Here is a 25,007-nt window from a genome sequence, read left to right on the forward strand (position 1 = left end):
CTGCGAACTCGGCCTCCCATGCCGCTCATTGTCGGGAATGTGATCGACACCGAACGGCTCGACCTTCGTGACCGCGCTGCCGTACACCGGCGCCGAGGCATCGTGGGACATGGCGTGCTCCTGGGGACGGAAAAGGAGACTGCTTCGGTGGGGTGTGGGGGCTGTGGGGTTGTGGGGGTTGTGGGGGCTTGTCGGCCTACTGGAACGCCGGTACGACTTCCTTGATGAACAGCTCCAGCGACCGGCGCTTCTCCTCGTGCGACAGGCTGGTGTCGATCCAGAAGCTGTACTCGTCGACACCGAGCTCCTGGTAGGCGCGCAGCCGCTCGATCACCTCGGCGGGCGTGCCGATCATCGCCGTCTTGTGCAGCGACTCCGGCGTGAACTCCGGGCGGCCCTCGAACTTCGACTCGGGGCTGGGGTCGAGGAAACCGTTGCGCGGGGTCACCTGGTTGCCGAACCAGGCGTCGAAGGTGCGGTAGAACCGGTTGATCGCCTCCGCGGCCGGGCGCCACCCCTCGGGCTCGTCGGCGGAGTGGACGTGCGTGTGCCGCAGGACCATCAGCTCCGGGCGCGCCACCTCGGGGTGGTTGGCCACCGCGGTGTCGAACTTCCGCTTCAGGTCGACCACTTCCTCGTCCCCCTTCATCAGCGGGGTGACCATGACGTTGCAGCCCTGGGCGACGGCGAAGTCGTGGGAGTCGGGGTCGCGGGCGGCTATCCACATGGGCGGGGTGGGCTTCTGCACCGGCTTGGGCACACTGGTCGACGTCGGGAACTGCCAGATCTCGCCGTCGTGGGCGTAGTCGCCCTGCCACAACGCCCTTACGGCGGGCACGAGTTCGCGCAGGTGCTTGCCGCCGTCCCGGGCCGACAGCCCGCCCGCCAGCCGGTCGAACTCGAACTGGTAGGCGCCGCGGGCGAGTCCCACCTCCATCCGGCCGTTGCTGATGACGTCGAGCAGCGCGCACTCACCGGCGGCCCGGATCGGGTTCCAGAACGGGGCGACGATGGTCCCCGCGCCGAGCCGGATGGTCGTGGTCCGCGCGGCCAGGTAGGAGAGGAGCGGGATGGGGCTGGGCGAGATGGTGTACTCCATCGAGTGGTGCTCGCCGATCCACACGGTGCCGAAGCCGCCGGCCTCGGCCATCAGGGTCAGCTCGGTGAGGTTCTCGAAGAGCTCGCGGTGGCCGACCTCCTCGTCCCAGCGCTCCATGTGCACGAACAACGAAAACCTCATGACTGCTCCTCGTCTTGCGGGCCGGCCGCGTCCATCTCGGTGAGGGTGATGTCCCCGGTGGCCCAGTGGGACCGGGGTACCTCGTGGACGACGACACGGATGTACTCGGGCTTGGTGTTCGTGGTGCGCAGGACCGCGGCGTGCACTTCGTGCAGCAGGGCCCGGATCTGTTCCGGGGTGCGGCCCTCGGCGAGGGTGATGTCGACCTGTGGCATGTCGGCTCCGGTCAGCTCCGCATGGTGAACGGGTCGGCCACCGGTTCCTCGCTGGTGTTGATCCACACGCTCTTGAGGCGGGTGTACTCCTTGACGGTCTCGGTGCCGTGCTCGACGCCGACACCGCTGGTCTTGAAGCCCTGCCGCGGGGACATGGGGGACATGGCCCGGTAGGTGTTGACCCAGATGGTCCCGGCGTCGAGCCGTGCCGCCATCCGGTGCGCGCGGGCGAGGTTGGTCGTCCAGACGCCGGCCGCGAGTCCGTAGTCGGTGTCGTTGGCCAGCCGGACGACCTCCTCCTCGGTGTCGAACGGCATGACGGCCAGCACGGGTCCGAAGATCTCCTCGCGGACGACCCGCATGCCGTTGTCGACGTCCACGAGGATGGTGGGCTCGTAGAAGTAGCCGCCGAGCCCGCCGTCGGTGGGGTGCCCGCCGGTCAGCACCCGGGCGCCTTCGCTGCGTCCGAGATCGACGTAGCCGGCCACCTTGTCGCGCTGGTCGGCGAAGGCCAGCGGGCCGAGCTCGGTCGCCGCGTCGAGCGGGTCGCCGATGCGGATGGTCCTGGCGCGTTCGGCGACCCGTTCGAGCAGCTCGTCGTAGACCGACCGGTGCGCGAAGACCCGGCTGCCCGCGATGCAGGTCTGTCCGGCGGCGGCGAAGATGCCGGCCACGACGCCCATCGCCGCGTTCGCGATGTCGGCGTCCTCGAACACGATGTTGGGTGACTTGCCGCCGAGTTCGAGCGTGGAGCCGATGAACCGGCTCGCGGTCGCCGCGGCGATCCGGGCGCCGGTGGCGGTGGAGCCGGTGAAGGAGATCTTCGCCAGGTCGCGGTGGTCGACCAGGGCCTGTCCCGCCTCGGCCCCGAACCCGGTGACGACGTTGACCGCGCCCGGCGGGAACCCGGCCTCCAGGGCCAGCTCGGCGAGCCTGACGACGGTCGCCGAGGTGTACTCGGAGGGCTTGATCACGACGGTGTTGCCGGCGCAGAGGGCCGGGGCGAGCTTGCTGCTGGTCAGCGTCAGCGGGGAGTTCCAGGGGGTGATCGCCCCTACGACGCCCAGCGGCTCGCGGGCCGTGTAGTTCAGCACCCGGCGGTCGGAGGTGGGGATGAAGTCGCCGTGGATCTTGTCGGCGAGGCCCGCGTAGTAGTGGTAGTACTCCGGCAGGGTGGCCAGCTGTCCGCGCATCTCGCGCAGCAGCTTGCCGTTGTCCAGGGTCTCCATCCTGGCCAGGTCCTCGGCGTTCTCGGCGATCAGCTCACCGAGGCGGCGCAGCAGGTGGCCGCGGCGCGTCTGGCTGAGGTCGCGCCAGCGCGGGTCCTCGAAGGCGTTCTTCGCGGCGGTGACGGCCCGGTCGATGTCGGTCGCGTCGCCGCGCGCGGCCCGGTAGAGGACGTCGCGGGTGGCCGGGTTGGTGCTCTCGAAGTACTCGCCGGACGCGGGCTCCACCGGTGCCCCGCCGATGAAGTGCTGCAGTGTGGTGAGGTCAGACATGTGAACACTCTCCGAGGAAGGCGGTGAGGGAGTCGACCAGCGCCCGGGGGCGCTCGACGGGCAGCATGTGACGCGCTTCGGGGACGATCACCGCACGGCAGTCGGGAAGGGCCGCGGCGAGCCGCCGGGTCATCTCGGGGGTGGAGCCCGGATCGTTCTCACCCGTCACCGCCAGGGCGGGTACGGCGATACGGCCGAGGTCCGGTCCGAGGTCGGTGTCCGCCGTGGCGAACACGCGGTAGCAGCCGAGGAAGGAGCCGAGGTCGTTGGCGCGCAGTGTCGCCTCGGTGCGGGCCACCCGGTCGGGGGCGACGCCCGTGCCGTCGTACCACCGCTTCAGGGACGCGGCCGTGCTGGCCGTGAAGTCGGCTTCCGCGGTGCGCAGCCGGTCGAGGACGGAGGCCCGCTCCGCTGCCGTGCGCCGGCAGACCGAGCTGACCGAGGTCAGGGTGGCCACCTGCCCGGGCCGGTGCAGTGCCAGGTACTGCGCGACCAGCGCGCCCAGGGAGAAGCCGACCAGATGCGCGCCGACCGGGATCTCACCGGCCACCCCGTCGGCCAGGTCCCCGAGCGTCACCGCGTCGCTCACGGGCGGGCGGGTGCCGTGGCCCGGCAGGTCGGGGGTGAGCACGGTGAAGCGGTCGGCCAGGAGCGCGGCGGTGGGCTCCCACATGGTGTGGTCGAGTCCGACGCCGTGCAGCAGGACCACGGTCGGCTTGCTCATGGCGCACCTACTGTTCGGTCGTGAGCGGCGCCAGGCGCTGCTGGGGGCGGCCCTGAGCGGCGGCGGCGAGCGCGATGACGATCTCGTGCGGGTGCGGGGCGTCGCTGATGCGGACCTCGAAGCTCTGGTGGTGCGAGCGGATCGTGGCGTCGGTGATGTGCTTCAGCGGGATGTCGAAGACCACACCGGCGGGGCCGCGCTTCTCGACCGCCGGCAGCAGGGTGGTGGCGTTGGCGGCCTTGCGGAAGTGGTCGCCGAACCTGAGGGTGTGGATCAGCGCCGAACCGTGCTCGATCTCGCCGTCCAGACCGACGATGGCGGCCTTGCCGTACGCCTCGGCGGGTTCGCCGAGGGCGTCGAGGACGGCCGGGGCCAGCAGCGCGCCGAGGTCGGAGGCGTTCGCCTCGATGCCGGGGCCGAGATCCTCGACGAAGCCCTGACCGGCCCAGGGGTTGTCGATCACCGCGGCGACGACGGCGATCCGGGCGGGGCGGCCGAGTTCCCGGCCGCCCTCGGCGTGGATCTCCTCGACGACGGTCACGATCCTGCGGACGCTCATGAGGAAACAACCTCCAGGGTGTGGGTGGTGACGACGGGGTCGGTCAGCCGGTCCCCGATCCGGGGATGCGGGCGCGGCCCCGTCGACGCGGCCGCGATGACGACGATCTCGTCCGCGCGCGGTCCGTCGGAGACGCGGGCGCTGACGGTCTGGTAGTGACTGCGTGTCGCGGCATGGGTCTTGTGCCAGAGAGGGATGACCAGCGACTCTCCGGCCTCGGCACGTGTGTCGGCGAAGCAGATGATCGACTCGCCCTGGAGGAACTCCCGCACCAGGTTGCCGAAGTACGGGGTGTGGATCAGTGCCCCGGCGTGCTCGATCTCCCCCGCCGTGCCGACGATGGCGGCCTTGCCGAACGACTCGATCTCGTCCACGCCGCCCAGCGACGTGATGAGCCGGTCGGTCAGCAGCTTCGCGAGTACCGGTGCGATACGGGCCTGCTCCGGGGTCAGGTCGGCCGACGGACCGGAGCCCAGCCATGGATTCCGGATGACCGCGGCGACACTCGCTCGCCACGCGGGTCGCGCGGGCGTCTCACCCGCCTCGGTCAGGACGACGTCCCGGTAGAGCACGAGCTTTCGGAGACCGATGCTCTCGTCAGAGTGTTCCAGGCTCTCTTGCATGGCACAGGACGATAGGCACGCCCTCGCAAACGGGTCAAGGGGTCGCGCCCGGATGTCCTTCACGCGCCCGCCTGACCGACCGCCCGATGTTCACAGACCACACTTGAACTGTGCTTTCCGGCGATCTCAGGAGGTGGGGACGCAAGCCGGCACGGCCGGGGTCTTGACGCTCCCCCTGCCGCATGCCTTACTGCTTCTTGTATGCCAGAGCAGGCCGGGTTCAGCCGTGTGGACGCCGCGCAGCCGCCGGGGAACGGCGGCGGAACCACCATTCACGGTACGGCCGATGGCGTACCGGACGGAGAAGCGCAGGATTCCGCTTCTGTTTCCCCACCCCCGGCAAGATCCGCCGACCGCTCCAGAATCCCGTCACCGTGGAAGGGGAAGAGATGCCGAACACCGACGCCCGCAGGGAACGGATCGAGAAGGTGTGGGCCGAGGCCTGGGGGCAGGGCGAGGTCGACGCGCTCGACGCGCTGCTGAGCCCGGCGTACCTGCGCCACGGGACGGACCCGCAGCCGCAGGGCCGGGACGCCTTCAAGGCGGCGATCGTCTCCACCCGTGCGGCGTTCCCGGACCTGGCCACCGTCATCGACGACATCGTGATCGAGGGTGACAGGGCCGCGATCCGCTGGCACAGCAGGGGAACGCATGTGAATTCCTTCCTCGGTGTCCCGCCCACCAAGCGGAGCGTCGACATCAGCGGCGCCACCTTCGCCCGCTTCGAGGCGGACCGGATCGTCGAGGAGCACGTCACGTGGGACCCCCGTGCCCTGCTCGCGGCGCTGGGCATCATCAGCGTGGGACAGGACTGACGGTCGGCGTGGGACAGGCCCGACGATCAAGACGACAAGGAGCACCCTCATGACCGCGCTTGCCTCCGCCCCCGACCTCGACGTGATGAAGCGGGTGAACCGGCAGTTCGTCACCGGCGTCACGGTCGTGACCGCGATGGACGGAGAGACCCCCAGGGGGCTGGCCGTCAACGCGTTCTCGAGCATCTCGCTCGATCCGCCCACGGTGATGGTGTGCGTGCAGCACACCTCCTCCACCCATGACTGTCTGTTCCGGGCGGATCACCTCGCGATCAACATCCTCTCCACCGACCAGCTCGACGTCGTCGGCACGTTCGCGGCCAAGTCCGACGACAAGTTCAGGGACCTGGACTGGGAGAGCGGACCGTACGGCAGCCCGCTGATCGCCCGCAGCAGCGCGCAGATGGAGGTGCGGATCCGCGAACGGCTGCGGGCCAGTACCCACACCGTTTTCATCTGCCGCGTGGTGCACGCCGCGGTCACCGAGCTCTCTCCCATGGTCTACAGCGCGGGCAGGTTCTTCGACGGCGGGGCACTCACGCCCCTGGGCTGATCCGGCGGGCGGCGGAGAGGGAGGAGCACTCGGTGAATCGCGCGCAGAGCGAACCGAAGCGGGGGTCCCCCGGGCCGAAGGCCGGGGGGACATCGATGCAGGCCACGGTGATCGTCGAAATGCGCAGGCGCATCATCGACGGTGACGTCGAGCCCGGCGCCTCCCTCTCGGAGACGGTCCTCGCGGACGAGTTCGGGGTGAGCCGTACACCGGTGCGCGAGGCCCTCAAGCAGCTGCAGACCGAAGGGCTCGTCGAGATCCGGCCCCGGGTCGGGACGTTCGTGACCATCCCCTCCCGCCGGGAGATCACGGAACTCTTCGAGATGAAGGAACTCATCGAGGGCGCGGCCGCCCGCCTGCTCGCGCAGCGCGGCCGCGTCCCGGAGATCGACGCCCTCGAACGGAACCTGCGGGAGGCCGATGCCGCGGTGGAGCGGGACGACCGGGAGCGTTACGCGGCGCTGGTCCGGGAGTTCCACGACCTGCTCCTGGCCGGCTCCGACAACAGCAAGCTGCAGGCCCACTACCGGATCCTGATGAACCAGCTCGCGTACTCCCGGCTGGTGAACACCTCGCTGAGCCGGCCGGGCCGCGCCACCCAGTCCGACCGTGAGCACCACCTCGTCCTGGAACTGATCCTGGAGAAGGACGGCGACAGCGCCGAGCGCGTCATGCGGGAGCACGTCAGGGCCAGCCGGCGCGCCCTGCTCGCGGGCCTGTCCGTCGGCGGCGAGCGCGAGGACGCTAGGTGAGCCCCGGGGCGGGCGAGGGGAGGTCGGCGGACCGGACCGGGAGCGTGCTCAGCTCGATGCCGAAGCACCGCTTGTATATCTCGATCAGCTCCGCTTCGGTCTCGATGTCCCGTACGGTCTCGCTGCCGTCTTCCTCGCTGGTGAACCGGGTGCCCAGCAGGGAGTACTTGCCGGTCTCGGTGGGCTGCATGCAGACCGGCTTCTTCTTGAAGGGCGACTTCGGGGAGGTGTGGTACCACCACATCATGGCCTCGCCGTAGTCCTCGTCACGGGCCCTGCTCTCCATGCGGTACAGCGTCCGGCCGTCGACCGAGACGTCGACGTCCCCCTCTTCGGCCGGGGTCAGCAGGTACGTTCCGTGCGGATCGTCCTGCGGTGTACGCAGGTCCAGGCGGAGCGGCCGCCTGCTGTTGTACCCGTGGCCGACGTCGACCAGCCAGGGGACCGGGGAACCCGGTGTTCGCACGCGCAGCGCCATATGGCCGGTCCGTTTGTCGAAGGCCGTGTCCCGGTGGATGCGTCCCCAGATGATCTCCACCTCGTAGCCGAGGGCCCTGAGCAGCAGACCGAACGCGGAGTTCAGCTCGAAGCAGGATCCGCCCCGGTGGTGGTCCACGACTTTTCTGACCGCGTCCATCGAGTGGCCGACCGGCTCGCCGGTGTAGAAGGCGATCATCTCGAACGGGACGGACAGGACGTGCCGCTCCTGGAGGTGGCCGAGGCCGTGTGCGTCCTCGGTGCCGTGCACCGCCTCCGCCCTGGTGGCCCTGCACCTCGTCGACCGGCCGAGATCCGCCGACCTGGTCGAGGCCGGCGTCGGCTGGCTGCTGAGCGCGCGGAACGCCGACGGCGGCTGGGCCACCATCGCCGGGCGCCCGAGCGACTTCGCGGCCACCTCGGCCGCCATGGCCGCGCTGCACCTGATCGCGCCGCAGGAGTCGGAGGACGTCGTACGGACCGGTTTCGAGGTGCTCGAACGCTGGGGCGGGGTGGCCGGCTACCCGGACACGGCCATCACCCAGATGGCCGGCCTGGCGTTCTCCCTCGCCGGCCTGTACGACGCCGCGGACATCCCCCGGATGCCGACCGAGATGCTCCTCCTGCCCGGCTCGCTCCGCCGCCGGGTGCTGTCCTTCCTGACCGTGCCCTTCGCCGCCCATGCGTTGTTGCAGGCGAAGCAGCGCCCGGGCAACGCCCTCACGCGCGCGATCGACCGGGTCACCCGGCCGACGGCGCTGCGCCTCCTCACGGAGATCACCGAGCAGGAGGGCGGTGTCGGATCGTTCGGCGCCGACCCGTGGCTGTCCGCGCTGGTCTGCACGGCGCTCTCGATCAACGGGGTCCGGCCCGACCTGGTGGCCGCCACGGTCGACTACCTCCGGCTGACCGTGCAACCCGACGGTTCCTGGCAGACGCTGCACGGGATGCAGGTCGAGAAGGTCGAGGTGACCGGCCCCGCCTATGTCGCCTCGGCACTCGGCGCGGCCGGCCTCGCCACCGATCCACGGCTGAGCCGCGCCCGTTCCTGGCTGGGCGACTTCCAGCAGCGGAAGGGCTTTCCGGCCTACGACTGCCCGCCCGGCGGCTGGACCTGGTCCGGCGCGCAGGGCTGGCCGAACGTGCTGGACTCGCTCGCGGTGCTCAAGGCACTCGCCCAGGACGAGAAGGACACCGCCGCGGCGCAGCGGCTGCGGACCGGCGTCGACTGGCTGCTCGAACGGCAGGACCGGCGGGGCTCGTGGAGCACGTTCGTCCGCAACAGCCTGCTCCCCGCCGACGGCCCGTGCCCGTTCAGCACGGCCGAGGCAGCACTGCTCCTGCTCGACCTGAACGACGGCCGTGGCGACCCGCGCGCGGACCGCGCGATCCGGTGGCTGCTGCGGCACCCCAACCCCGACGGGTCCTACTCCGCGACCTGGCACCGCGGCGGTGTGGCCGCCACGGCGGTGGCCTGGCGGGCGTTCTCCCGTGCCGGTCTGGCCGGCCACCCGGTGGCCGCGAGGGCACGGGACTGGCTGCTGAACGCCCAGCAGCCGGACGGCTCCTGGGGCACACCGGAGGAGACCGGGTGGGCGCTGCGCGCGCTGGTCGGCACGGGTGCCGAGGACGCCACCCGGCGCGCGGTCTCCTGGCTGGTGGAGAACCAGCGCGCCGACGGCAGCTGGCGCCCCGGCGAGACCGGCGTCTACATCCGTGACCATGTGCACTACCCCGACCACATGATCGCGCAGGGCCTCGTCCTGGAAGCGCTGGTCGCCTACCGCGACGAGGAACGCCGATGACCTACGACGCGGTGGTGTGCGGCGCCGGGGTGGGCGGCCTGCTGTGCGCCCACGCCCTGGGGGCGCGCGGTCTGCGGGTTCTGCTGCTGGAGAAGCTGACCCGGCCGGTCCCGCTGGCCAAGGGCGAGGTGTTCCAGCCGAGTTCGCTGACCGTCCTGCGCGAGCTGGGCCTCCTGCCCCGGCTCGTCGAACGGGGCGCGGTGGAGCTGAGCCGCCTGGTGGTGCACGACGCCGGCGGCGGGCCGCTGCTGGCGTTCGACTACTCCGGCCTGGAGGCGCACGACAGATCGCTGCTCGCGTTGGACTACGGCGAGATCCTGGACGTGTTCGGCGAGGCGCTGCCGAAGACGGTGACCTGCCGTCGCGGCGCCACGGTCACCGAGTTGCTGCGCGACCCGGCCGGGCGGGTCAGCGGCGTGGGCTTCACGGCGGGCGGACACCAGGAGACCGCGCACGCGCCCCTGGTGGTCGCCGCGGACGGAGTCTCCTCCCGGCTGCGCAGACTCGCCGGGATCTCCGCCCGGCCGGTCAGGTACGGCCACCGTCTGCTGTCGTTCGAGCTGTCGGGAGTGGAGCGTCCGGCACCCGAGGTGTCCGCGTACATGACCCCGGGGGGCCTGCGCCTCTTCTACCCGCTGCCCGGCGACAGGGCCAGGCTGTACGTCCAGGTGGCCCCGGAGTCGCTGCGCCGGATGAGCCGTGCGGAGCCGGACGCGTGGGACGAGTGGTGTTCCGCCGTCTGCGCGGAGGCCGCCGCGCTGGCTCCGCTGCGACAGCGGCTGCGGGACTGCGCCGGCACCCGGCAGGTGCACACGTTGTGGCGGTTCAGCGCGGCTCGTCTGACGGTGCCCGGGATGGCGCTGGTGGGTGAGTCGGCGCACTCCGTGCATCCGATGGCCGCGCAGGGCATGAACACCGCGATCGCGGATGCGGGCACGCTCGCCGGCCAGTTCGCGGACGGGCCGCTCACGCCGGACGCCGTGGACGACGCGCTCGCCCGGTACGAGGCGCAGCGCAGCGGATGGATCCGGCACATCGACCTGATGAGCCACGACGCAACCACACTGGTCACCAGCACGTCGAGGGCCGGGCGGGCGTTCGGGCGGCATGTGCTGCGCAGGATGGGCGGCAGTCCCCGGCTGCGGCACATCGCCACCCACAACCTGGCCGGCTACGGCATGCGGCCCTTCACCGTCCGCGACCGGCTGCACCAGCTCGGCCTCCCCGACCTGCGGCCGGCTTCCCCGGCGCCCTGACTCCGCCACCGGCAGCCCGGCGGGCAGGGCCCTCGTTCCTCACAGCGGGCTCTGCCCCGAGGCCACGTCGCCGAGCACGTCCTTCAGCTCGTCGAACAGGCGGAACAGGTCGCGACCAGGGGCGATGTGGAGTTCGTCCAGCTGCCAGGCGGCGAACGCGACGAGCGGGTGCGCGGTGAGTGCCTCGACGTCGGCGAGTGCCGGGTCGCGGAGCCGGAAGCGGAGGCGGACGAAGCAGTGGGTCAGCCGGGTGACGTTCTCCCGGCCGCCGACGGCCCGCAGGATCGCCGCCGCGGCCCGGTCGTCGCTAGGTGCCGGCATGGGTGTCCTCCGCCGTGTCGTTCCGCGCGGTCAGCCGGCTGACGTGGAGGGCGAGATAGAGGATCTCCTCCCGGCCGACGTTCCAGGCGAACATCTCCTCCATCTTGTGCGCCAGGCGTTCGGCGGTGGCGTACTGGAGCGGCTTGGCCAGTCTGACCGCCTCGCCGATCTCGTCGCCGGCCTCCGGGGTCTGCTTGCCGTCCCGGGCGCGCAGGAAGAGGTAGCGCAGGTGGGTGACGAAGCGCGCCGCGGCCAGGGAGTGCCGGTCGATCTCGACGCCGAAGTCCTCGCCGATCGTCTCCAGGGCGACCCTGAGCCACTGCGTCATCTGCATGGTCGCCGCGATGCCGCCGGAGCCGATCTGGGCGTTGACGAAGTGCAGGGCGAGGGGCAGTGCCTCGTCCTCGTCCATGCGGACGCCGAGCCGCCGTTCGATGATGTCCAGGGCCGCCCTGCCCGTGGCGGCCTCGGCCGGGTACAGGTTCTCGATCTCCCACTTGAGCGGGTACTCGATCTGCGCTCCGGCGCGGGCGCGGGCGAGTGCGAGGTGGACGTGGTCGGCCAGGGGCAGCAGGACGTGTTCGCTGATGGTCCCGCCGAGCCGGGCCCGGGCGGCGGCCACGACCTCCTCCATCACCTCTATCTCGTGGAGGGGGATCTCGGCGGCCAGGGCGGCGAGCCGTTCGGCGGGCATGGCCTGCGGGACGAAGTGACGCTCGATCCGGTCGGCGTCCACACAGTCCCCCGGCTTGACCTGGAAACCGAGCCCTCGCCCCATGAGAACGGTCTCGGCGCCCTGCTCGTCGACGCCGAGGACGACGTTGTTGTTGAACACCTTCTTGACGCGCATCGTTGCGTGAGTCCTATCTGGCCGCGCCCGGGAAGGAGAAGAGTAGTCCCCTTCCCGAAGCGCGGCCCTGGGTGCTGCCGGGGTCACGGTCTCCCGTCGCCCCGCCGCAGGCTTGCGCCGTTGCTGCGGATGACGTCGGCGTACCAGTCGAAGGACTTCTTCCGGTGGCGGGCGAGGGTGCCGCCGCCGTCGTCGTCACGGTCGACGTAGACGAACCCGTAGCGCTTGCTCATCTGGGCGGTGCTCGCGCTGACGAGGTCGATGCAGCCCCACGGGGTGTAGCCGAGGACGTCGACGCCGTCGGCGATCGCCTCCGCGACCTGGACCAGGTGGTCGTTGAGGTAGGCGATGCGGTAGTCGTCGTTCACCGTGGGCCGGCCGTCGACCTCGACCAGCTCGTCCTTGGCGCCCAGGCCGTTCTCGACGATGAACAGCGGCTTCTGCCAGCGGTCCCAGAACTGGTTCAGCACGATCCGCAGGCCGACCGGGTCGATCTGCCAGCCCCACTCGCTGGCCTGCAGCGTGGGGTTCCGCACGCCGCCGATGATGTTGCCCTCCCCCGTCTGCCGCTGGTCGGGGTCGGCGGTCTCGCAGATGCTCATGTAGTAGCTGAACGACACGAAGTCGACGGTGTTCCTGAGGATCTCGCGGTCCTCGTCGGTGATGTCGAGCTCGATGCCGTGCTCGCGCATGTGCCGCAGCGCGTGGCCCGGGTAGGCGCCGCGTACGTGCACGTCGCCGAACATCAGGTTGGCGTGGTCGGCCTCCAGTACGGCGAGGACGTCGGACGGGTCGGGCGTGAGCGGGTAGACGGGGATCGCGAGCACCATGCAGCCCACCTGGACGCCCGGCACCGTCTCGTGGGCGATCCGGGTGGCCAGGGCGCTGGCCACGAGCTGGTGGTGGATCGCCTGGAACAGCTCCTGGCGGGGCAGCTCCTCCCTCGGTGTGAGGATCGCGCCACCGATGATCGGGAAGTGCAGGAGCGAGTTGATCTCGTTGAAGGTGAGCCAGTACTTGACGCGATGGCCGTAGCGGTCGAACAGGACGCGGACATAGCGCTCGTAGAAGCCGATCAGCTCGCGGCTCGCCCAGCCGTTGTACTTCTCCGCGAGGGCCAGGGGCGTCTCGTAGTGGGAGATGGTGACCAGCGGCTGGATCCCGTGCTTCTCCAGCTCGTCCAGGACGCGGTCGTAGAAGGCCAGTCCCGCCTCGTTGGGGACCTCGTCGTCGCCGTTCGGGAAGATCCGGCTCCAGGCGATGGAGAAGCGGAAGACCTTGAAGCCCATCTCGGCGAAGAGCGCGATGTCGTCCGCGTAGCGGTGGTAGAAGTCGATGCCCTCCAGCTTGAGGTTGTCGGGCGTGGGAGCGGCCGTCCGCGGAGCCATGAGGCCCTTGGGCAGGACGTCCTGGATGGAGACGCCCTTGCCGTCGGCGTCGTGGGCTCCCTCGATCTGGTTGGCGGCCGTCGCGCCGCCCCAGAGGAAGGTCTCGGGGAAGGGCTGGGAGGTGGGGCCTGTCATGTGTCTGTCTCCGGGAGTGAGGGGGGTCAGCCGATCAGGTCGAGGGCGGCGTGCCGGGGCCCGACGTCACCGGTGGCGGTCGGCACCACGGCGGAGTGGCTGCCGGGGTCGGTCACGATCAGCACGGTCATCGGGTCGTAGCCCGCGTCGGTGATGACCTTCAGGTCGACGTCGGTGAGCAGGTCGCCCGCCGCGACCCGACCACCCTGGGCGACCGCGGGGGTGAAGCCCCGGCCCTTGAGCTCGACGGTGTTCAGTCCGATGTGCACGAGCACTTCCACACCGGTGTCGCTGCGGATGCCGAACGCGTGCGGCATGACGCTGACGAGGGTGCCGCCGATGGGCGCGTAGACCTTGCCCTCGGAGGGGATCACGGCCAGGCCGGACCCCATCGCGCCGGAGGCGAACACCTTGTCGGGGACCTCGGACAGCGGGACGACCTTGCCGGCGACGGGAACCGTGAGCGTCGCGACCGCGGTGTCCGGCGCGACCGCGGTGTCACCGGCGCCGTCGCCGGCCTTGCCGTCCGCGGCCTTGCCGTCCGCGGTCGCCGTGGGCAGGTCCTTGAACCCCGCGACGAAGGTCAGCCCGAACGCGATGGCGATGCCGACGCCGCAGCCGATCAGCTGGAGGGCGAAGTTGCCGAAGCCCAGGGTCGAGGCGAGGGTGAGGGCGCCGGGCACGACGAAGCCGTCCGCTCCCGAGCCGCCCGCCGCCGCGATCGCGCCGCCCACGGCACCGCCGATGATCGCGAAGACGAAGGGGCGCTTGAGTCGCAGGGTGACACCGTAGATCGCCGGCTCGGTGATGCCCGCGACGAAGGCGGAGAGGCTGGCCGGACCGGCCACGGCCTTGAGGTCCTGGTCCCGCGTCCTGAGGAAGACGGCGAAGGTGGCGGCGCCCTGGGCGAGGATCGCGGGGAACAGCGAGCCGGTCATGACCGAGTGGCCGTTGGTCGTGAGTTCCTGGGTGATGACCGGGACGAAGGCCCAGTGCAGACCGAAGATGACCAGCACCTGCCACAGACCGCCGAACACCCCGCCCGCGGCCCAGGGCGCCACGTCCCAGAGGTTCTTGATCGCGGAGGCGACCGCGTCGCCGACCTGGCTCGACACCGGGCCGATGGCCAGGAAGACGACGGGGACGACGAGCGCGAGGGTGACCAGGGGGACGGTGAAGTTGCGGATGACGGTCGGCAGCACCCGCTCCAGCAGACGCTCGACGTGCGACTGGAAGTACACGGCCAGGATGGTCGGGATGACGGCGGACAGATAGCTGGCCATGACGACCGGGATGCCCAGGAAGGTCAGGTGTCCGCCCGCCTGGTCGAACGCCTGCAGCGTCACGCTGGTGCCGTTCTTGCCCGGCATGACGGGGATGGTGGCGGAGTAGATGAGCGCGCCGGCGATCGCGACCGAGGTGAACTGGTTCGCCTTGAAGCGCTTGGCGGCGGTGATGGCCAGCAGCACGGGCAGGAACTGGAACACGGCGTCGGCCGCCGCGAACCAGATGGCGTACGTCGACGTGCCCTGGAAGCCGGGGCTGATCTTCACGGCGACGGCGAGGAACGCCTTGAGCAGTCCGACGGCCGCGAGCGTCCACAGGAACGGGGTGAAGATGCTGGTGACGAGGTCCATCGCCCGGGGCAGGAAGCCGCCGGCGGCGGTGCCGCCGTCGCGTTCCTCCACGCCCTGCGCGACGACCGCCTGATAGACGTTGCCGACGGTGTTGCCGATGACGACCTGGAACTGGCCGCCGGCCTCGACGACGGCGATGACACCGCGCGTCGACTCGACGGCCTCCTTGTCCGCCTTGGAACGGTCGTCCAGGACGAAACGCAGCCGCGTCGCACAGTGGGCGACGGATCTGACGTTCTCCTTGCCGCCGATGCCCCGCAGGACGTCCTCGGCGATCGTCTCGTACTTGCTCTGTGTTGCCACGGCTCCTCCTCGAGCCCCGCTGCACCGGACCGGCCGACCGAGTCCGTACGAACAACGACACGGTTCGTACAAACAAAAAGACCCAAGCCGTGATCCTGAATGCCGTCCCGGAAACGCCGGAGTACACCGACGGAACACGGAAGAACAACGGATCTCAGCTTGGGTCTTGCCTGCGGTCCAGTAACAATCCCAGCTTTGGTAGGGCACCGGGGGGCGCCTTGGGGCGAGACAGTAGACGCCGAATTTTTCCGTGTCCAGACATCGGGCAAGACCATTTTCCGCCGGATCGGGCGGTGGAACGCGGGACGGAACATGTGGCGTTCGTCCCGTTGACGCCGACCCGCCCGGACGTTACGGTGCGGTTCACGGATTGTTACCGGTGTGAGCCGGGCAAGACCTGGGACGAGCTGTCGTACGGCAGCCGCGCCCGGGTCTTTTTTTGTGCCTGTACACCTGCGGGTGCGGTCGGACGGCAGCGAGGGATGGCGAATGCGAACGGGCGAAATCCGCTGGGGGATCCTCGGCGCGGGCAAGATCGCGCGCGTCTTCGCCGCCGGTCTCGGGGCCGCCGGACTGCGGGTGTCGGCGGTGGCGGCACGCGACCCGGACCGTGCGGCACGGTTCGCACGGGAGACGGGGATCGCCGTCTCCCACGGGTCGTACGAGGCGCTCGTCCACGACCCGGAGGTGGACGTCGTCTACGTCGCCACCCCGCAGCCGTTCCACGCGGACCAGGCGGTCCTCGCGATCGAGGCGGGCAAGGCGGTGCTCGTCGAGAAGTCGTTCACCGACGACGCGCCCTCGGCACAGCGGGTCGTGGACGCGGCCCGCCGCCGCTCGGTGTTCGCGATGGAAGCCATGTGGACCCGCTTCCTGCCCACGTTCGGCGAGATCCGCGCCGAACTCGCGCGCGGCACGATCGGCGAGCTCAGAGGCGTGGTCACCCACCACTTCCAGAAGCTGGACGACTCCCCGGCCGGCCGCCACTACGACCCGGCGCTCGGCGGCGGCGCGGTCGCCGACCTCGGGGTGTACGGCATCTCGCTCGCCTTCCACCTGCTGGGCGCACCGCACGAGATCGTCGCCGAGGGCGGCGCGACGGCGGCCGGTGTCGACACGAGCGCCTCGGTGCTGATGCGGCACGGTCAGGAACGCACCTCCACCACCCTCACCGCCATGGACACCCCCGGTCCGAACGGCGCCGCGATCATCGGCACCGACGGCTGGATCGAGATCGACCCCTACTGGTTCGCGTCCTCGGGCTTCACCGTGTACGACGCGGGCCGCCCGGGCCGCCCCGTACGGCGGTTCGACCCGCCGGCCGTGGCCGGGCGCGGGATGCACTTCCAGGCCCTTGAGGTCGAACGACGGCTGCGCGAAGGCGCGTTGGAGAGTCCGCTGATGCCCCTGGACGAGAGTGTCGCCGTGCTGAGAGCCCTGGACGAGATACGCGCCCGGGTGATCACCGGCGGCGCGTCCCGCCCCGAGCCGGTCGGCCCGCGGTCATGAGGCTCCATCTGGTACGGCACGCCCGCACCGAGTACAACGCCGCCGGCCGTCTGCAGGGCTGGTGCGACTCACCGCTGATCGCGGAGGGCCTGCCCCAACTGCGCGCGACCGCCGCCCACTTGGCCGGCGTCGAGCTGACGGGTGCCTGGGCGAGCCCTTCCGGGCGGACGATGACCACCGCGCGGGAGATCCTGCGCCACCACGACGGGCTGCGCCTGCGTGCGGACGACGCACTGCGGGAGTACTCGTTCGGCAAGTGGGAGGCGCGCCCCGAACCGGAACTGTACGGCCGGACCGCACCACGCGCCTTCTTTGCGGATGTGATGTCCGGAGCACATCCCGGGCTGCCCGGCGGCGAATCGGCCGACGCCTTTCTCGGCCGGGTGACCGACGTGTTCGCCCGGATCGGACGAGCCCACCCGGAGGGTGACGTCCTCGTCGTCAGCCACGGCGTCACCCTGTACGCCTACCTGACGCTCGTCGGATATTCCGGCGCACCGGCGCTGGCCAATTGCAGTGTGACGACCGTCGAGATCACCGGGACCGGCGCCGTGGTCGTCGAGGCGGGATTCGTGCCCCCGATTACCGCCCGGTCCGCGGCGACCTGAAAAAACCGATTCCGATCCCCGGGGTTTTCACCCAACCGCGTCGCGAATCGAGCGGCGCATGCGAAACGAGAGACAAAAGGAGTCAGGAATGCCGGAGCGACACGCCACCGTCATGTGTTCCCAGGGCCTGCACGCCCGGCCGGCGGCTGCCTTCGCCCGGGCGGCCGCGGCGACCGACCACCGCATCACCATCCGGAAGACGGACGGGAACCCGGTGTCCGCGAACAGCATGCTCATGCTCATGAGCCTGGGACTCAAGGAAGGCGAAGCCGTCATCCTCGCGTCCGACGACGAGACGGCCGGGCCCTCGCTCGACCGTCTCGTCGCCCTGCTGGCCACCGAGCTCGACGAGCAGTGAGCCCGGCCGTCATGAGCACCGTGACCACGCCCCGGACCGTGTCCGGCGTCGGCGTCGGCCGTTCCGCCGCGCTCGCCCCGCTCGCCCTGGTCCGGCCCGCGCCCGTCGTCCCCCCGGGAGAATCCCGGCTCACCGATCCTTCGGAGCGCGCCGCGGCGATCACCACCGCGCTGACGGCACTGGCGGAGGTGGCCGCCGAGTTCGCCGAGCGGGCCGCCACCGCACCTGGCGCACTGGGCGAGGTACTGGGCGCGACCGCCGGCATGGCGGCCGACCCCGAACTCGCCGCGATGGTGAGGGCCCGCGTCGAGAACGGACAGGGCCCGGCCGCCGCCGTGGACGACGCCGTCACCGAGGTCGTCGCGATGCTCACCGCCGCCGGCGGCCTGCTCACCGAGCGGTCGACGGACCTGAGGAGCGTGCGCGACCACGCGGTCGCCCGGATCCTCGGGCTGCCCGCCCCGGGACTGCCCGAGCTCCGGGAGCGGTCCGTGGTCTGCGCCGTCGACCTCTCCCCCGCCGACACCGCCGCACTCGACCTGGCGCACGTGGCCGCCCTGGTCACCGAGTCGGGCGGACCCACCGGGCATACGGCGATCATCGCGCGCCAGCTCGGCATCCCCTGCGTCGTCCGGGCCACCGGGGCGGCCCGGATCCCCGAGGGGACCCTCGTCGCCGTGGACGCCGCGACCGGAACCGTCACCGCGCATCCCGACCGAGCCTTGGTCGAGGCGATCCACCGCCGGGCGGAGACCGAACGCGTACTCGCCGAGGACACCGCACCGGGCGCGACGGCGGACGGCCACCGGGTGCCGCTGCTCGCCAACGTCGGCACCCCGCACGAGATCGAGCAGCTCGCCCCCGCCACGGCCGAGGGCATCGGGCTGTTCCGTACGGAAGTGCTCTTCCTGGACGCCGCGACCGCACCCTCGCGCGACCGGCAGGCCGCGCAGTACGCCCGCGCCCTCGCGGCGACGGACGGTGCCAGGACGGTGATCCGCACCCTCGACGCCGGCGCCGACAAACCCCTCGCGTTCGCCGCGCACGAGGACGAGGACAACCCGGCGCTGGGCGTGCGCGGTTACCGGCTCGTCCGTACCCAGCCCCAGCTGCTGGAGGAACAGCTCGCCGCCCTCGGCGCGGCCGCCCGCGCGCGGGAGCCGCAGGACCGGGCCGACCTGTGGGTGATGGCACCGATGATCTCCACGCCTGCTGAAGCCCGCACCTTCGCCCGCCTCGCCCGTGCCCACGGCATCGGGACCGTCGGCGTGATGATCGAGGTCCCGGCCGCCGCGCTCCAGGCGGCGGCGATCCTCGCCGAGGTCGACTTCGTCTCCGTCGGCACCAACGACCTCGCCCAGTACACGATGGCCACGGACCGCCTCCGCGGCGAACTCGCGGACCTGCTCGACCCCTGGCAGCCCGCCGTGCTCACCCTCGTCGCCGGCACCGCCCGGGCGGGAACGGCCGCGGGCAAGCCCGTCGGGGTGTGCGGCGAGTCGGCGTCGGACCCGCTGATGGCGCTGGCCCTGACCGGCCTGGGCGTCACCAGCCTCTCCATGTCCCCGCCGGCCCTCCCCGCCGTACGCCACGCACTGCGCCACCACACCCTCGCGCAGTGCCGGACCATCGCCGGAGCAGCGCTCTCCGCACCGAACGCCGACGAGGCCAGAAAGGCCGCACGCGCCCACGCCGACACCCAGGTGGTGACCCGGCTCGCCCTCTGAGACTCGGCGTGCCCGAACTCCCGTCACCGAGTGCCCCTCCGCAGCACATCCGTCACCGGCTCGCGGACCGGAGCGGCGCGGTGTGCCGCTCTCCGACCGGGAGTCGCAGGGTGACACGGAGTCCGGCCGGGCCGGCGACCCACCGGGCGGTCGCCCGCGCGTGCGCGCGCGGGCTGGCTCCCCCGCTGCGGCGATCCACAAACCGGCCTTGCCTCGTCTTTTCACTCCTGTGAACCGGAGTTGGCCGAAGGGCGTCGGACGTTTCGGCGCCCTCGCTCCATGGAGCGAGGGGAAACGGCGTCAACCGGCCAGCCGGGCAGGTGTGTTGCGTGGCCGGACGTCCGGTGGACCGGTCAATCTCAGCCGCAACACAGCTGTTCACAGGCCTGCGGCCGACCGTCGGCGCCGCGGTGGGTGTACGCCGGGCGGGCGGCCGGAAAGCCGCCTTGTGGCCGCGGGCGGCACGTCGCAATACTCGTCGACGTTCCAGTCCTGGCATGGTCACGCCAGCAAATCAGGCTGGTTCCCATGCCCTCACCGACCCCTCCGGCCCCGCCTGCCGAGCAGACGGGGCACCCCCCTCAGGAGGCTCCACACGTGACGAACCGTCCGACACCCACCGCCCGCCTCACCCTCGCGGGCACGGCCGCGGCGGCCCTCGCCGCCACCGCCGTCCTGCTGCCCGGCGCCGGAGCGGCCACCGCCGCACCCGCCCAGGTGGCCCACCAGGCCAAGGCCGCGGCGAACCTCGCCGCCCAGCTCGGGAACCGCGCCGCCGGCTCCTACTACGACGCCGCCTCCCGGCGACTCGTGGTCGACATCACCGACGCCTCGGCGGCCCCGCAGGTCCGCGCCACCGGCGCCGTACCGAAGGTCGTGCGCTACTCCACCCCCCAACTGCGCACAGCCATAGCGGACTTGGCAAAGCAGGCCCGGATCGCCGGCACCGCGTGGGCGATCGACCCCCGGCAGGACAAGGTCGTGGTCACCGCGGACCCCACGGTCACCGGGGCGAAGCGCTCCCGGCTCGACGCCGCGGTCGAGGCGCTCGGCGGCAGAGCCGTCCTGCGCCACACGGCCTCGCCCTTCAAGCTGAAGATCGCCGGAGGCGACGCCATCTGGGGCAGCTCGGTGCGCTGCTCCCTCGGCTTCAACGTCACCGTGAACGGTGCGCCCTACTTCCTCACCGCCGGCCACTGCGGCAACGCCTCCTCGACCTGGTCCGACACCCAGGACGGCTCCGAGGTCGGCCAGACCGTCGACTCCCAGTTCCCCGGCACCGACTACGCCCTCGTGCAGTACGACGACTCCGGTTCGTCCCCCGCCAGCGAGGTCGACCTGTACGACGGCAGCACCCAGCAGATCACCGGGGCCGCCGACGCCTACGTCGGCGAGTCGGTCCAGCGCAGCGGCAGCACCAGCGGCCTGCACAGCGGCTCGGTCACCGGCCTGGACGCCACCGTGAACTACTCGGAGGGCTCGGTCTCCGGCCTGATCGACACGAGCGTGTGCGCCGAGGCCGGCGACAGCGGCGGCGCCCTCTTCGACGGCAGCTCGGCGATCGGACTGACCTCGGGCGGCAGCGGTGACTGCAGTTCGGGCGGCGAGACGTTCTTCCAGCCGGTGACGGCGGCACTGAGCGCGGAGGGGGCGACGATCCCGTAGGCCACCGGAACCGCCCAGGGCGGCCGCTCACTTCGGTGAGCGACCGCCCGCCGTCCAACTGCCGCTTCAGCGCAGGGATTCAGGGTGCCGACGACAACTTGTTACCCGGGCGTAGCAGATGTCCATCCGTCCCCCCTAAGCTCTGCGCGACCGCCGAGCACCATGAAGGGATCTGGCATGCTCATGATCCGCCGTAGAATCCGGGCCGCACTTCTGACGGCCTCGGCCCTGCTGCTCGGTGCGGTGGCGATGCCCGCCGCACACGCCGACGACGTCGGCGGGCAGACACTGGCCGGGGTCTCCGGCACGGGCATCCACAACACGTACGACGACGGGTCCACGTACACCTACCTGGCCGACGCCCTGGACACCGGCACCTCCCTGGTCGAACTCGACACCTGGCACAACGTGTTCACCGGCAAGTGGAACGTGAGCCACAGCAACCCGCTGGGCAGCAGCAACAACTGCGTGCAGGCGAGCACGGCCGCCGACCTCTACACCGGCGACCGCAACCAGAACCTCGACAGCTGCCTCGACGACATCCGGATCTGGCTCCAGGCCCACCCCACGAGCCACCCGGTCATGGTCAAGATCGAGATGAAGAACGGGTTCTACAGCACGCTCGGCATGACGCCGACCACGTTCGACACCTACGTCAAGGCGCACCTCGGCAGCGTCCTCTACACGCCCGCCGACCTGCTCACCAAGAGCGACGGCTCGCAGTACGCGGACCTCGACACCGCCGCGAAGGCGAACAACTGGGCGAGCTACGGCTCGCTCGCGGGCCACGCGATCGTGGAGATCATCCCCGGCACCTTCGAGCAGGCCGTCAGCTCCGCCTCCTCGTGGTCGGACGTGGTCTACGCCCAGCACCTCAAGGACCTCGCCGCCGCGGGGACCATCAGCCAGGCCGCGGTCTTCCCGAGCGTCCTCGGCGCCCAGGCCGTCGACCCGCGCACCCGCTACAGCGACACCACGCTGCGCCCCTGGTTCGTGGTGTTCGACGCGGACGCGGGCGCCTGGGTCGGCGACGGCAACACCGAGTGGTACAACACCAACCACTATCTGACGGTCGTCACCGACGCCTACGACGTCTCGCCCGCGCTGAGCTCCTCCGCACCGTCCCTGGCCGACGCCCAGGCCCGGGTCGCCCTGCTCGCCGCCGACGGGGCCTCGTACATCTCCTCGGACTGGATCACCGCCCCGGCCGACGGCGTCCTCAGCGACGTACTGCTCCGTGGCTGACACCCGCCGCCCGCACGCGCTCCTGCGTGTCCTCACCACGGGTGCCGCGGCCCTCGCGCTCGCCGTGTCCGGCCAACTGGCCGGCGCGGCGGGGGCGGTGGCCGCGGCCGACCCGGTGTCGCTGGTCAACCCGTACATCGGCACCGGCGGCAACGGCGACTTCAGCGCCGGGAACACCTTCCCGGGCGCCGACGTGCCGCACGGCATGCTCCAGTGGTCGCCCGACACCTCGTCACGCCCCAAGGGCGGCGGCTACGACTACGCCGACTCGGCCGTCTCGGGCTTCAGCCTCACCCATGTCTCCGGCGTCGGCTGCGACGCGGCCGGGGACCTGCCGATCCTGCCCGTGGTCGGTTCGCTCGGCTCGGACCCCGCCTCGACGACCGAGTCCTTCACGCACTCCGCCGAGACGGCCTCGCCCGGCTCCTACTCCGTCGGCCTGGGCAACAGCACCGGCGTCGCGCTGACCACCAGCACGCATGCCGGCATCGGCCAGTTCACCTTCCCGTCCTCCACCCGGGCGAGCCTGCTCCTCAAGGTGCAGGACACCCAGACGCCGTACGCCTCCTCGACGCTCGGCCTGTCCGGCGGCGACACGGTGACCGGGTCGATCACCAGCACCGGGTTCTGCGAGGACACCACCCCGATCACGCTCTACTACGCGATCACCTTCGACCATCCCTTCACCGCGACCGGCACCTTCACCGGCGGCGAGTACCTGACGTTCGACACCACGAGCAGCAGGACGGTGGAGGCCCGGGTCGGCATCTCCTACACCTCCGTGGCGGAGGCCGCGGCCAACCGGGACGCCGAGGTGACCGGCAAGACCTTCGCGGCCGTCAAGTCGGCGGCGTCGGCGTGGAGCACCGAGCTGTCGAAGATCGCCGTCACCGGCGGCACCTCGGACCAGCAGAACGTCTTCTACACCGCGCTCTACCACGCCTCGCTCTTCCCGTCCGTCATCAGCGACGCGGACGGCTCCTACCGGGGCTTCGACAACGCGGTGCACACGGTGGGCAGCGGCCACGCGGCGCAGTACGCCGACTTCTCCACCTGGGACACCTACCGCTCACAGGCCCAACTCACCGCGCTGCTCGACCCGTCGGCCGCGTCCGACATGGCACAGTCGGTGGTCGACGACTACCAGCAGGGCGGCACACTGACCAAGTGGGGCATGGAGACCGCCGAGACGCACATCATGGTGGGCGACTCCGCCGTACCGCTGCTCGCCGCCTACTACGCCTTCGGCGCACGGAACTTCGACACGTCGACGGCCCTCGCCGCCATGGTCAAGGAACAGACGACGAACACCGACGTCACCCCCGGCGTGACCTACCTCGACTCCTTCGGCTACCTGCCCACCAACTCGCTCTACGGCTGCTGCCACGAGTACGCCACGACGTCCACCCAACTCGAGTACGACACCGACGACTTCGCGCTCTCGGCGTTCGCGGGCGCGCTCGGTGACACCACCACGCAGAAGAAGTTCCAGGACCGGGCGCAGGACTGGGAGAACATCTACAACCCGTCCTCCGGCTACATCCAGCCCCGGCACTCCAACGGCCGCTGGATGGACGGCTTCAACGCCAAGCTGATCACCGGCACCTCGTCCAACGACTTCGCCGAGGGCGACGCCTTCACCTACACGCCGATGATCCCCTTCAACCTCGCCAAGCTGGCGTCGCTGGAGGGCGGCACCTCGTCCCTGGCGTCGTACCTGGACAGCGTGCTCGGCGGCTACCAGGGCCTGGGCAGTGTCATCGGCACCCAGTCCAACATGGGCAACGAGCCCAGTACCGGGCTGCCTTGGGAGTACGACTGGGTGGGACAGCCGTACAAGACGCAGTCCACCGTGCGGGCGGTCCAGGACCAGCTGTGGACCGACACGGCGGGCGGACTGCCCGGCAACGACGACCTCGGCGAGATGAGCGCCTGGTACGTGTGGTCCGCCCTCGGCCTCTACCCGGAGATCCCGGGCACCGCCGACCTGGCCATCGGCAGCCCCATGTTCACCTCGGCGGTGGTCACGACCGGCGGACACACGCTCACGGTCGACGCCCCGGCGGCGGCGGACGGTTCGCCGTACGTCCAGTCGCTGAGCCTCAACGGCGGCTCCTGGAACAAGGCGTACGTACCGGCCTCGTACCTCAGCGGCTCCGCGGAGCTGGACTTCACCCTCTCCTCCTCCGCCAACACCTCGTGGGCGGCGGCCGGTTCCGCCGCTCCGCCGTCCTACGACGGCACCCCGGGGACCGGAGTGGCGCAGCCCAGCGGCACGCTCACCGAGACCGCCACCGGCAAGTGTGCCGACGACGCCGGCGCGGGCACCTCGAACGGCACCGCCATCCAGATCTACACCTGCAACGGCACCGACGCGCAGACCTGGAAGGCCGTCCCCGACGGCACTCTCCAGGTGCTCACCGACTGCATGGACGTGACGGACGGCGCGACCGCCTCCGGCACGAAGGTCCAACTGCACACCTGCAACGGCACCCAGGCCGAGCAGTGGCAGGCGAATGCGTCCGGCGAGATCGTCAACCCGGTCTCCGGACTCTGCCTCACCGACACGAGCAACGGTGCCACCGACAAGACCCAGTTGACCATCGCCACCTGCACGGGCGGCGTCGGCCAGCGCTGGACGGTTCCGTCCTCCGGGTAAGGCAAGTTGAAGAAGGGCCCAAGAAACACCCGGCGAGGTGTCAGCGGTTCCGGTGTTGTGCTGCGATGGCCGACGTCGGAACCG

At 71.0% G+C, this 25,007-nt stretch carries 23 protein-coding genes; 12 read left to right on the plus strand and 11 right to left on the minus strand.

Annotated elements, in window-relative coordinates; translation table 11 throughout:
- Positions 1-196: 196 nt before the first annotated feature.
- Genes AB0D85_RS48900 through AB0D85_RS48925 form a run of 6 tightly spaced genes read right to left on the minus strand, consistent with a single transcriptional unit; the run spans position 197 to position 4,860 of the window.
- Entirely contained in the window at positions 197-1,240 is a 1,044-nt protein-coding gene (locus AB0D85_RS48900) for an LLM class flavin-dependent oxidoreductase (RefSeq protein ID WP_362337001.1), read from the minus strand.
- Entirely contained in the window at positions 1,237-1,455 is a 219-nt protein-coding gene (locus AB0D85_RS48905; RefSeq protein ID WP_362337004.1) for a tautomerase family protein, read from the minus strand. The genes AB0D85_RS48900 and AB0D85_RS48905 overlap by 4 nt, the downstream gene beginning before the upstream one ends.
- An 11-nt stretch (positions 1,456-1,466) precedes the next feature.
- Positions 1,467-2,954, minus strand: a complete 1,488-nt coding sequence (locus AB0D85_RS48910) for an aldehyde dehydrogenase (RefSeq protein ID WP_362337007.1) — start codon at positions 2,952-2,954, stop codon at positions 1,467-1,469.
- Entirely contained in the window at positions 2,947-3,678 is a 732-nt protein-coding gene (locus AB0D85_RS48915; protein WP_362337010.1) for an alpha/beta hydrolase, read from the minus strand. The genes AB0D85_RS48910 and AB0D85_RS48915 overlap by 8 nt, the downstream gene beginning before the upstream one ends.
- A 7-nt stretch (positions 3,679-3,685) precedes the next feature.
- Positions 3,686-4,237 (minus strand): amino acid synthesis family protein, encoded by a 552-nt coding sequence (locus tag AB0D85_RS48920; protein WP_362337013.1) that lies wholly within the window; start codon positions 4,235-4,237, stop codon positions 3,686-3,688.
- The gene (locus AB0D85_RS48925) at positions 4,234-4,860 is read right to left on the minus strand and encodes an amino acid synthesis family protein (protein ID WP_362337016.1); all 627 of its coding nucleotides are present in this window, start codon (positions 4,858-4,860) and stop codon (positions 4,234-4,236) included. Before AB0D85_RS48925 ends, AB0D85_RS48920 begins: the two co-directional genes overlap by 4 nt.
- A 389-nt stretch (positions 4,861-5,249) precedes the next feature.
- Here AB0D85_RS48925 and AB0D85_RS48930 point away from each other — a divergent pair, with 389 nt between their 5' ends.
- The 3 genes from AB0D85_RS48930 (at position 5,250) to AB0D85_RS48940 (ending at position 6,980) form a co-directional block, all read left to right on the plus strand.
- Entirely contained in the window at positions 5,250-5,675 is a 426-nt protein-coding gene (locus tag AB0D85_RS48930) for an ester cyclase (protein WP_362337020.1), read from the plus strand.
- 49 nt (positions 5,676-5,724) lie between these two features.
- Positions 5,725-6,228: a flavin reductase family protein gene (locus AB0D85_RS48935; RefSeq protein WP_362337023.1), complete on the plus strand. Its 504-nt coding sequence runs from the start codon at positions 5,725-5,727 to the stop codon at positions 6,226-6,228.
- A gap of 95 nt (positions 6,229-6,323) precedes the next feature.
- Positions 6,324-6,980 carry a GntR family transcriptional regulator gene (locus AB0D85_RS48940; protein ID WP_362337026.1) on the plus strand — a complete coding sequence of 219 codons (657 nt, stop codon included), beginning with the start codon at positions 6,324-6,326 and terminating at the stop codon, positions 6,978-6,980.
- On the opposite strand, the gene AB0D85_RS48945 is transcribed toward AB0D85_RS48940, so the two are convergent.
- Complete coding sequence (locus AB0D85_RS48945) at positions 6,973-7,728, minus strand: arylamine N-acetyltransferase (protein ID WP_362337029.1); 756 nt, start codon at positions 7,726-7,728, stop codon at positions 6,973-6,975. The genes AB0D85_RS48940 and AB0D85_RS48945 overlap by 8 nt on opposite strands.
- Between AB0D85_RS48945 and AB0D85_RS48950 the strand changes: the two genes are divergently transcribed.
- The gene (locus AB0D85_RS48950) at positions 7,718-9,262 is read left to right on the plus strand and encodes a prenyltransferase/squalene oxidase repeat-containing protein (protein WP_362337032.1); all 1,545 of its coding nucleotides are present in this window, start codon (positions 7,718-7,720) and stop codon (positions 9,260-9,262) included. The genes AB0D85_RS48945 and AB0D85_RS48950 overlap by 11 nt on opposite strands.
- Positions 9,259-10,518: an NAD(P)/FAD-dependent oxidoreductase gene (locus AB0D85_RS48955; RefSeq protein ID WP_362337035.1), complete on the plus strand. Its 1,260-nt coding sequence runs from the start codon at positions 9,259-9,261 to the stop codon at positions 10,516-10,518. Before AB0D85_RS48950 ends, AB0D85_RS48955 begins: the two co-directional genes overlap by 4 nt.
- Positions 10,519-10,557: 39 nt before the next feature.
- On the opposite strand, the gene AB0D85_RS48960 is transcribed toward AB0D85_RS48955, so the two are convergent.
- The 4 genes from AB0D85_RS48960 to AB0D85_RS48975 all read right to left on the minus strand — a co-directional run bounded on the left by AB0D85_RS48960 (position 10,558) and on the right by AB0D85_RS48975 (position 15,152).
- The gene (locus AB0D85_RS48960; RefSeq protein WP_362337038.1) at positions 10,558-10,839 is read right to left on the minus strand and encodes a PTS transporter subunit EIIB; all 282 of its coding nucleotides are present in this window, start codon (positions 10,837-10,839) and stop codon (positions 10,558-10,560) included.
- Positions 10,826-11,689 carry a PRD domain-containing protein gene (locus tag AB0D85_RS48965; RefSeq protein WP_362337041.1) on the minus strand — a complete coding sequence of 288 codons (864 nt, stop codon included), beginning with the start codon at positions 11,687-11,689 and terminating at the stop codon, positions 10,826-10,828. Before AB0D85_RS48965 ends, AB0D85_RS48960 begins: the two co-directional genes overlap by 14 nt.
- Before the next feature lie 83 nt (positions 11,690-11,772).
- Positions 11,773-13,212, minus strand: coding sequence for a glycoside hydrolase family 1 protein (locus AB0D85_RS48970; protein ID WP_362337044.1), 1,440 nt, complete (start codon positions 13,210-13,212; stop codon positions 11,773-11,775).
- Between the two features lie 26 nt (positions 13,213-13,238).
- On the minus strand, positions 13,239-15,152 hold the full coding sequence (locus tag AB0D85_RS48975; RefSeq protein WP_362337047.1) for a beta-glucoside-specific PTS transporter subunit IIABC: 1,914 nt from the start codon (positions 15,150-15,152) through the stop codon (positions 13,239-13,241).
- 489 nt (positions 15,153-15,641) lie between these two features.
- Between AB0D85_RS48975 and AB0D85_RS48980 the strand changes: the two genes are divergently transcribed.
- The 7 genes from AB0D85_RS48980 to AB0D85_RS49010 all read left to right on the plus strand — a co-directional run bounded on the left by AB0D85_RS48980 (position 15,642) and on the right by AB0D85_RS49010 (position 24,923).
- On the plus strand, positions 15,642-16,661 hold the full coding sequence (locus tag AB0D85_RS48980) for a Gfo/Idh/MocA family oxidoreductase (protein ID WP_362337050.1): 1,020 nt from the start codon (positions 15,642-15,644) through the stop codon (positions 16,659-16,661).
- Positions 16,658-17,269: a histidine phosphatase family protein gene (locus AB0D85_RS48985; RefSeq protein ID WP_362337053.1), complete on the plus strand. Its 612-nt coding sequence runs from the start codon at positions 16,658-16,660 to the stop codon at positions 17,267-17,269. Before AB0D85_RS48980 ends, AB0D85_RS48985 begins: the two co-directional genes overlap by 4 nt.
- Positions 17,270-17,357: 88 nt before the next feature.
- Positions 17,358-17,627 (plus strand): HPr family phosphocarrier protein, encoded by a 270-nt coding sequence (locus AB0D85_RS48990; RefSeq protein ID WP_362337056.1) that lies wholly within the window; start codon positions 17,358-17,360, stop codon positions 17,625-17,627.
- Positions 17,628-17,638: 11 nt separating this feature from the next.
- Complete coding sequence (locus tag AB0D85_RS48995; protein ID WP_362337059.1) at positions 17,639-19,354, plus strand: putative PEP-binding protein; 1,716 nt, start codon at positions 17,639-17,641, stop codon at positions 19,352-19,354.
- 597 nt (positions 19,355-19,951) lie between these two features.
- A complete protein-coding gene (locus AB0D85_RS49000; RefSeq protein WP_362337062.1) occupies positions 19,952-21,019 on the plus strand; it encodes a S1 family peptidase in 1,068 nt (355 codons plus the stop codon).
- 183 nt (positions 21,020-21,202) lie between these two features.
- The gene (locus tag AB0D85_RS49005) at positions 21,203-22,264 is read left to right on the plus strand and encodes a hypothetical protein (protein ID WP_362337065.1); all 1,062 of its coding nucleotides are present in this window, start codon (positions 21,203-21,205) and stop codon (positions 22,262-22,264) included.
- Entirely contained in the window at positions 22,257-24,923 is a 2,667-nt protein-coding gene (locus AB0D85_RS49010; RefSeq protein ID WP_362337068.1) for a lectin, read from the plus strand. Before AB0D85_RS49005 ends, AB0D85_RS49010 begins: the two co-directional genes overlap by 8 nt.
- Positions 24,924-25,007 lie beyond the last annotated feature (84 nt).

This window comes from Streptomyces sp. NPDC048277 (assembly GCF_040652235.1).
In the GTDB taxonomy this organism is placed as follows: domain Bacteria; phylum Actinomycetota; class Actinomycetes; order Streptomycetales; family Streptomycetaceae; genus Streptomyces.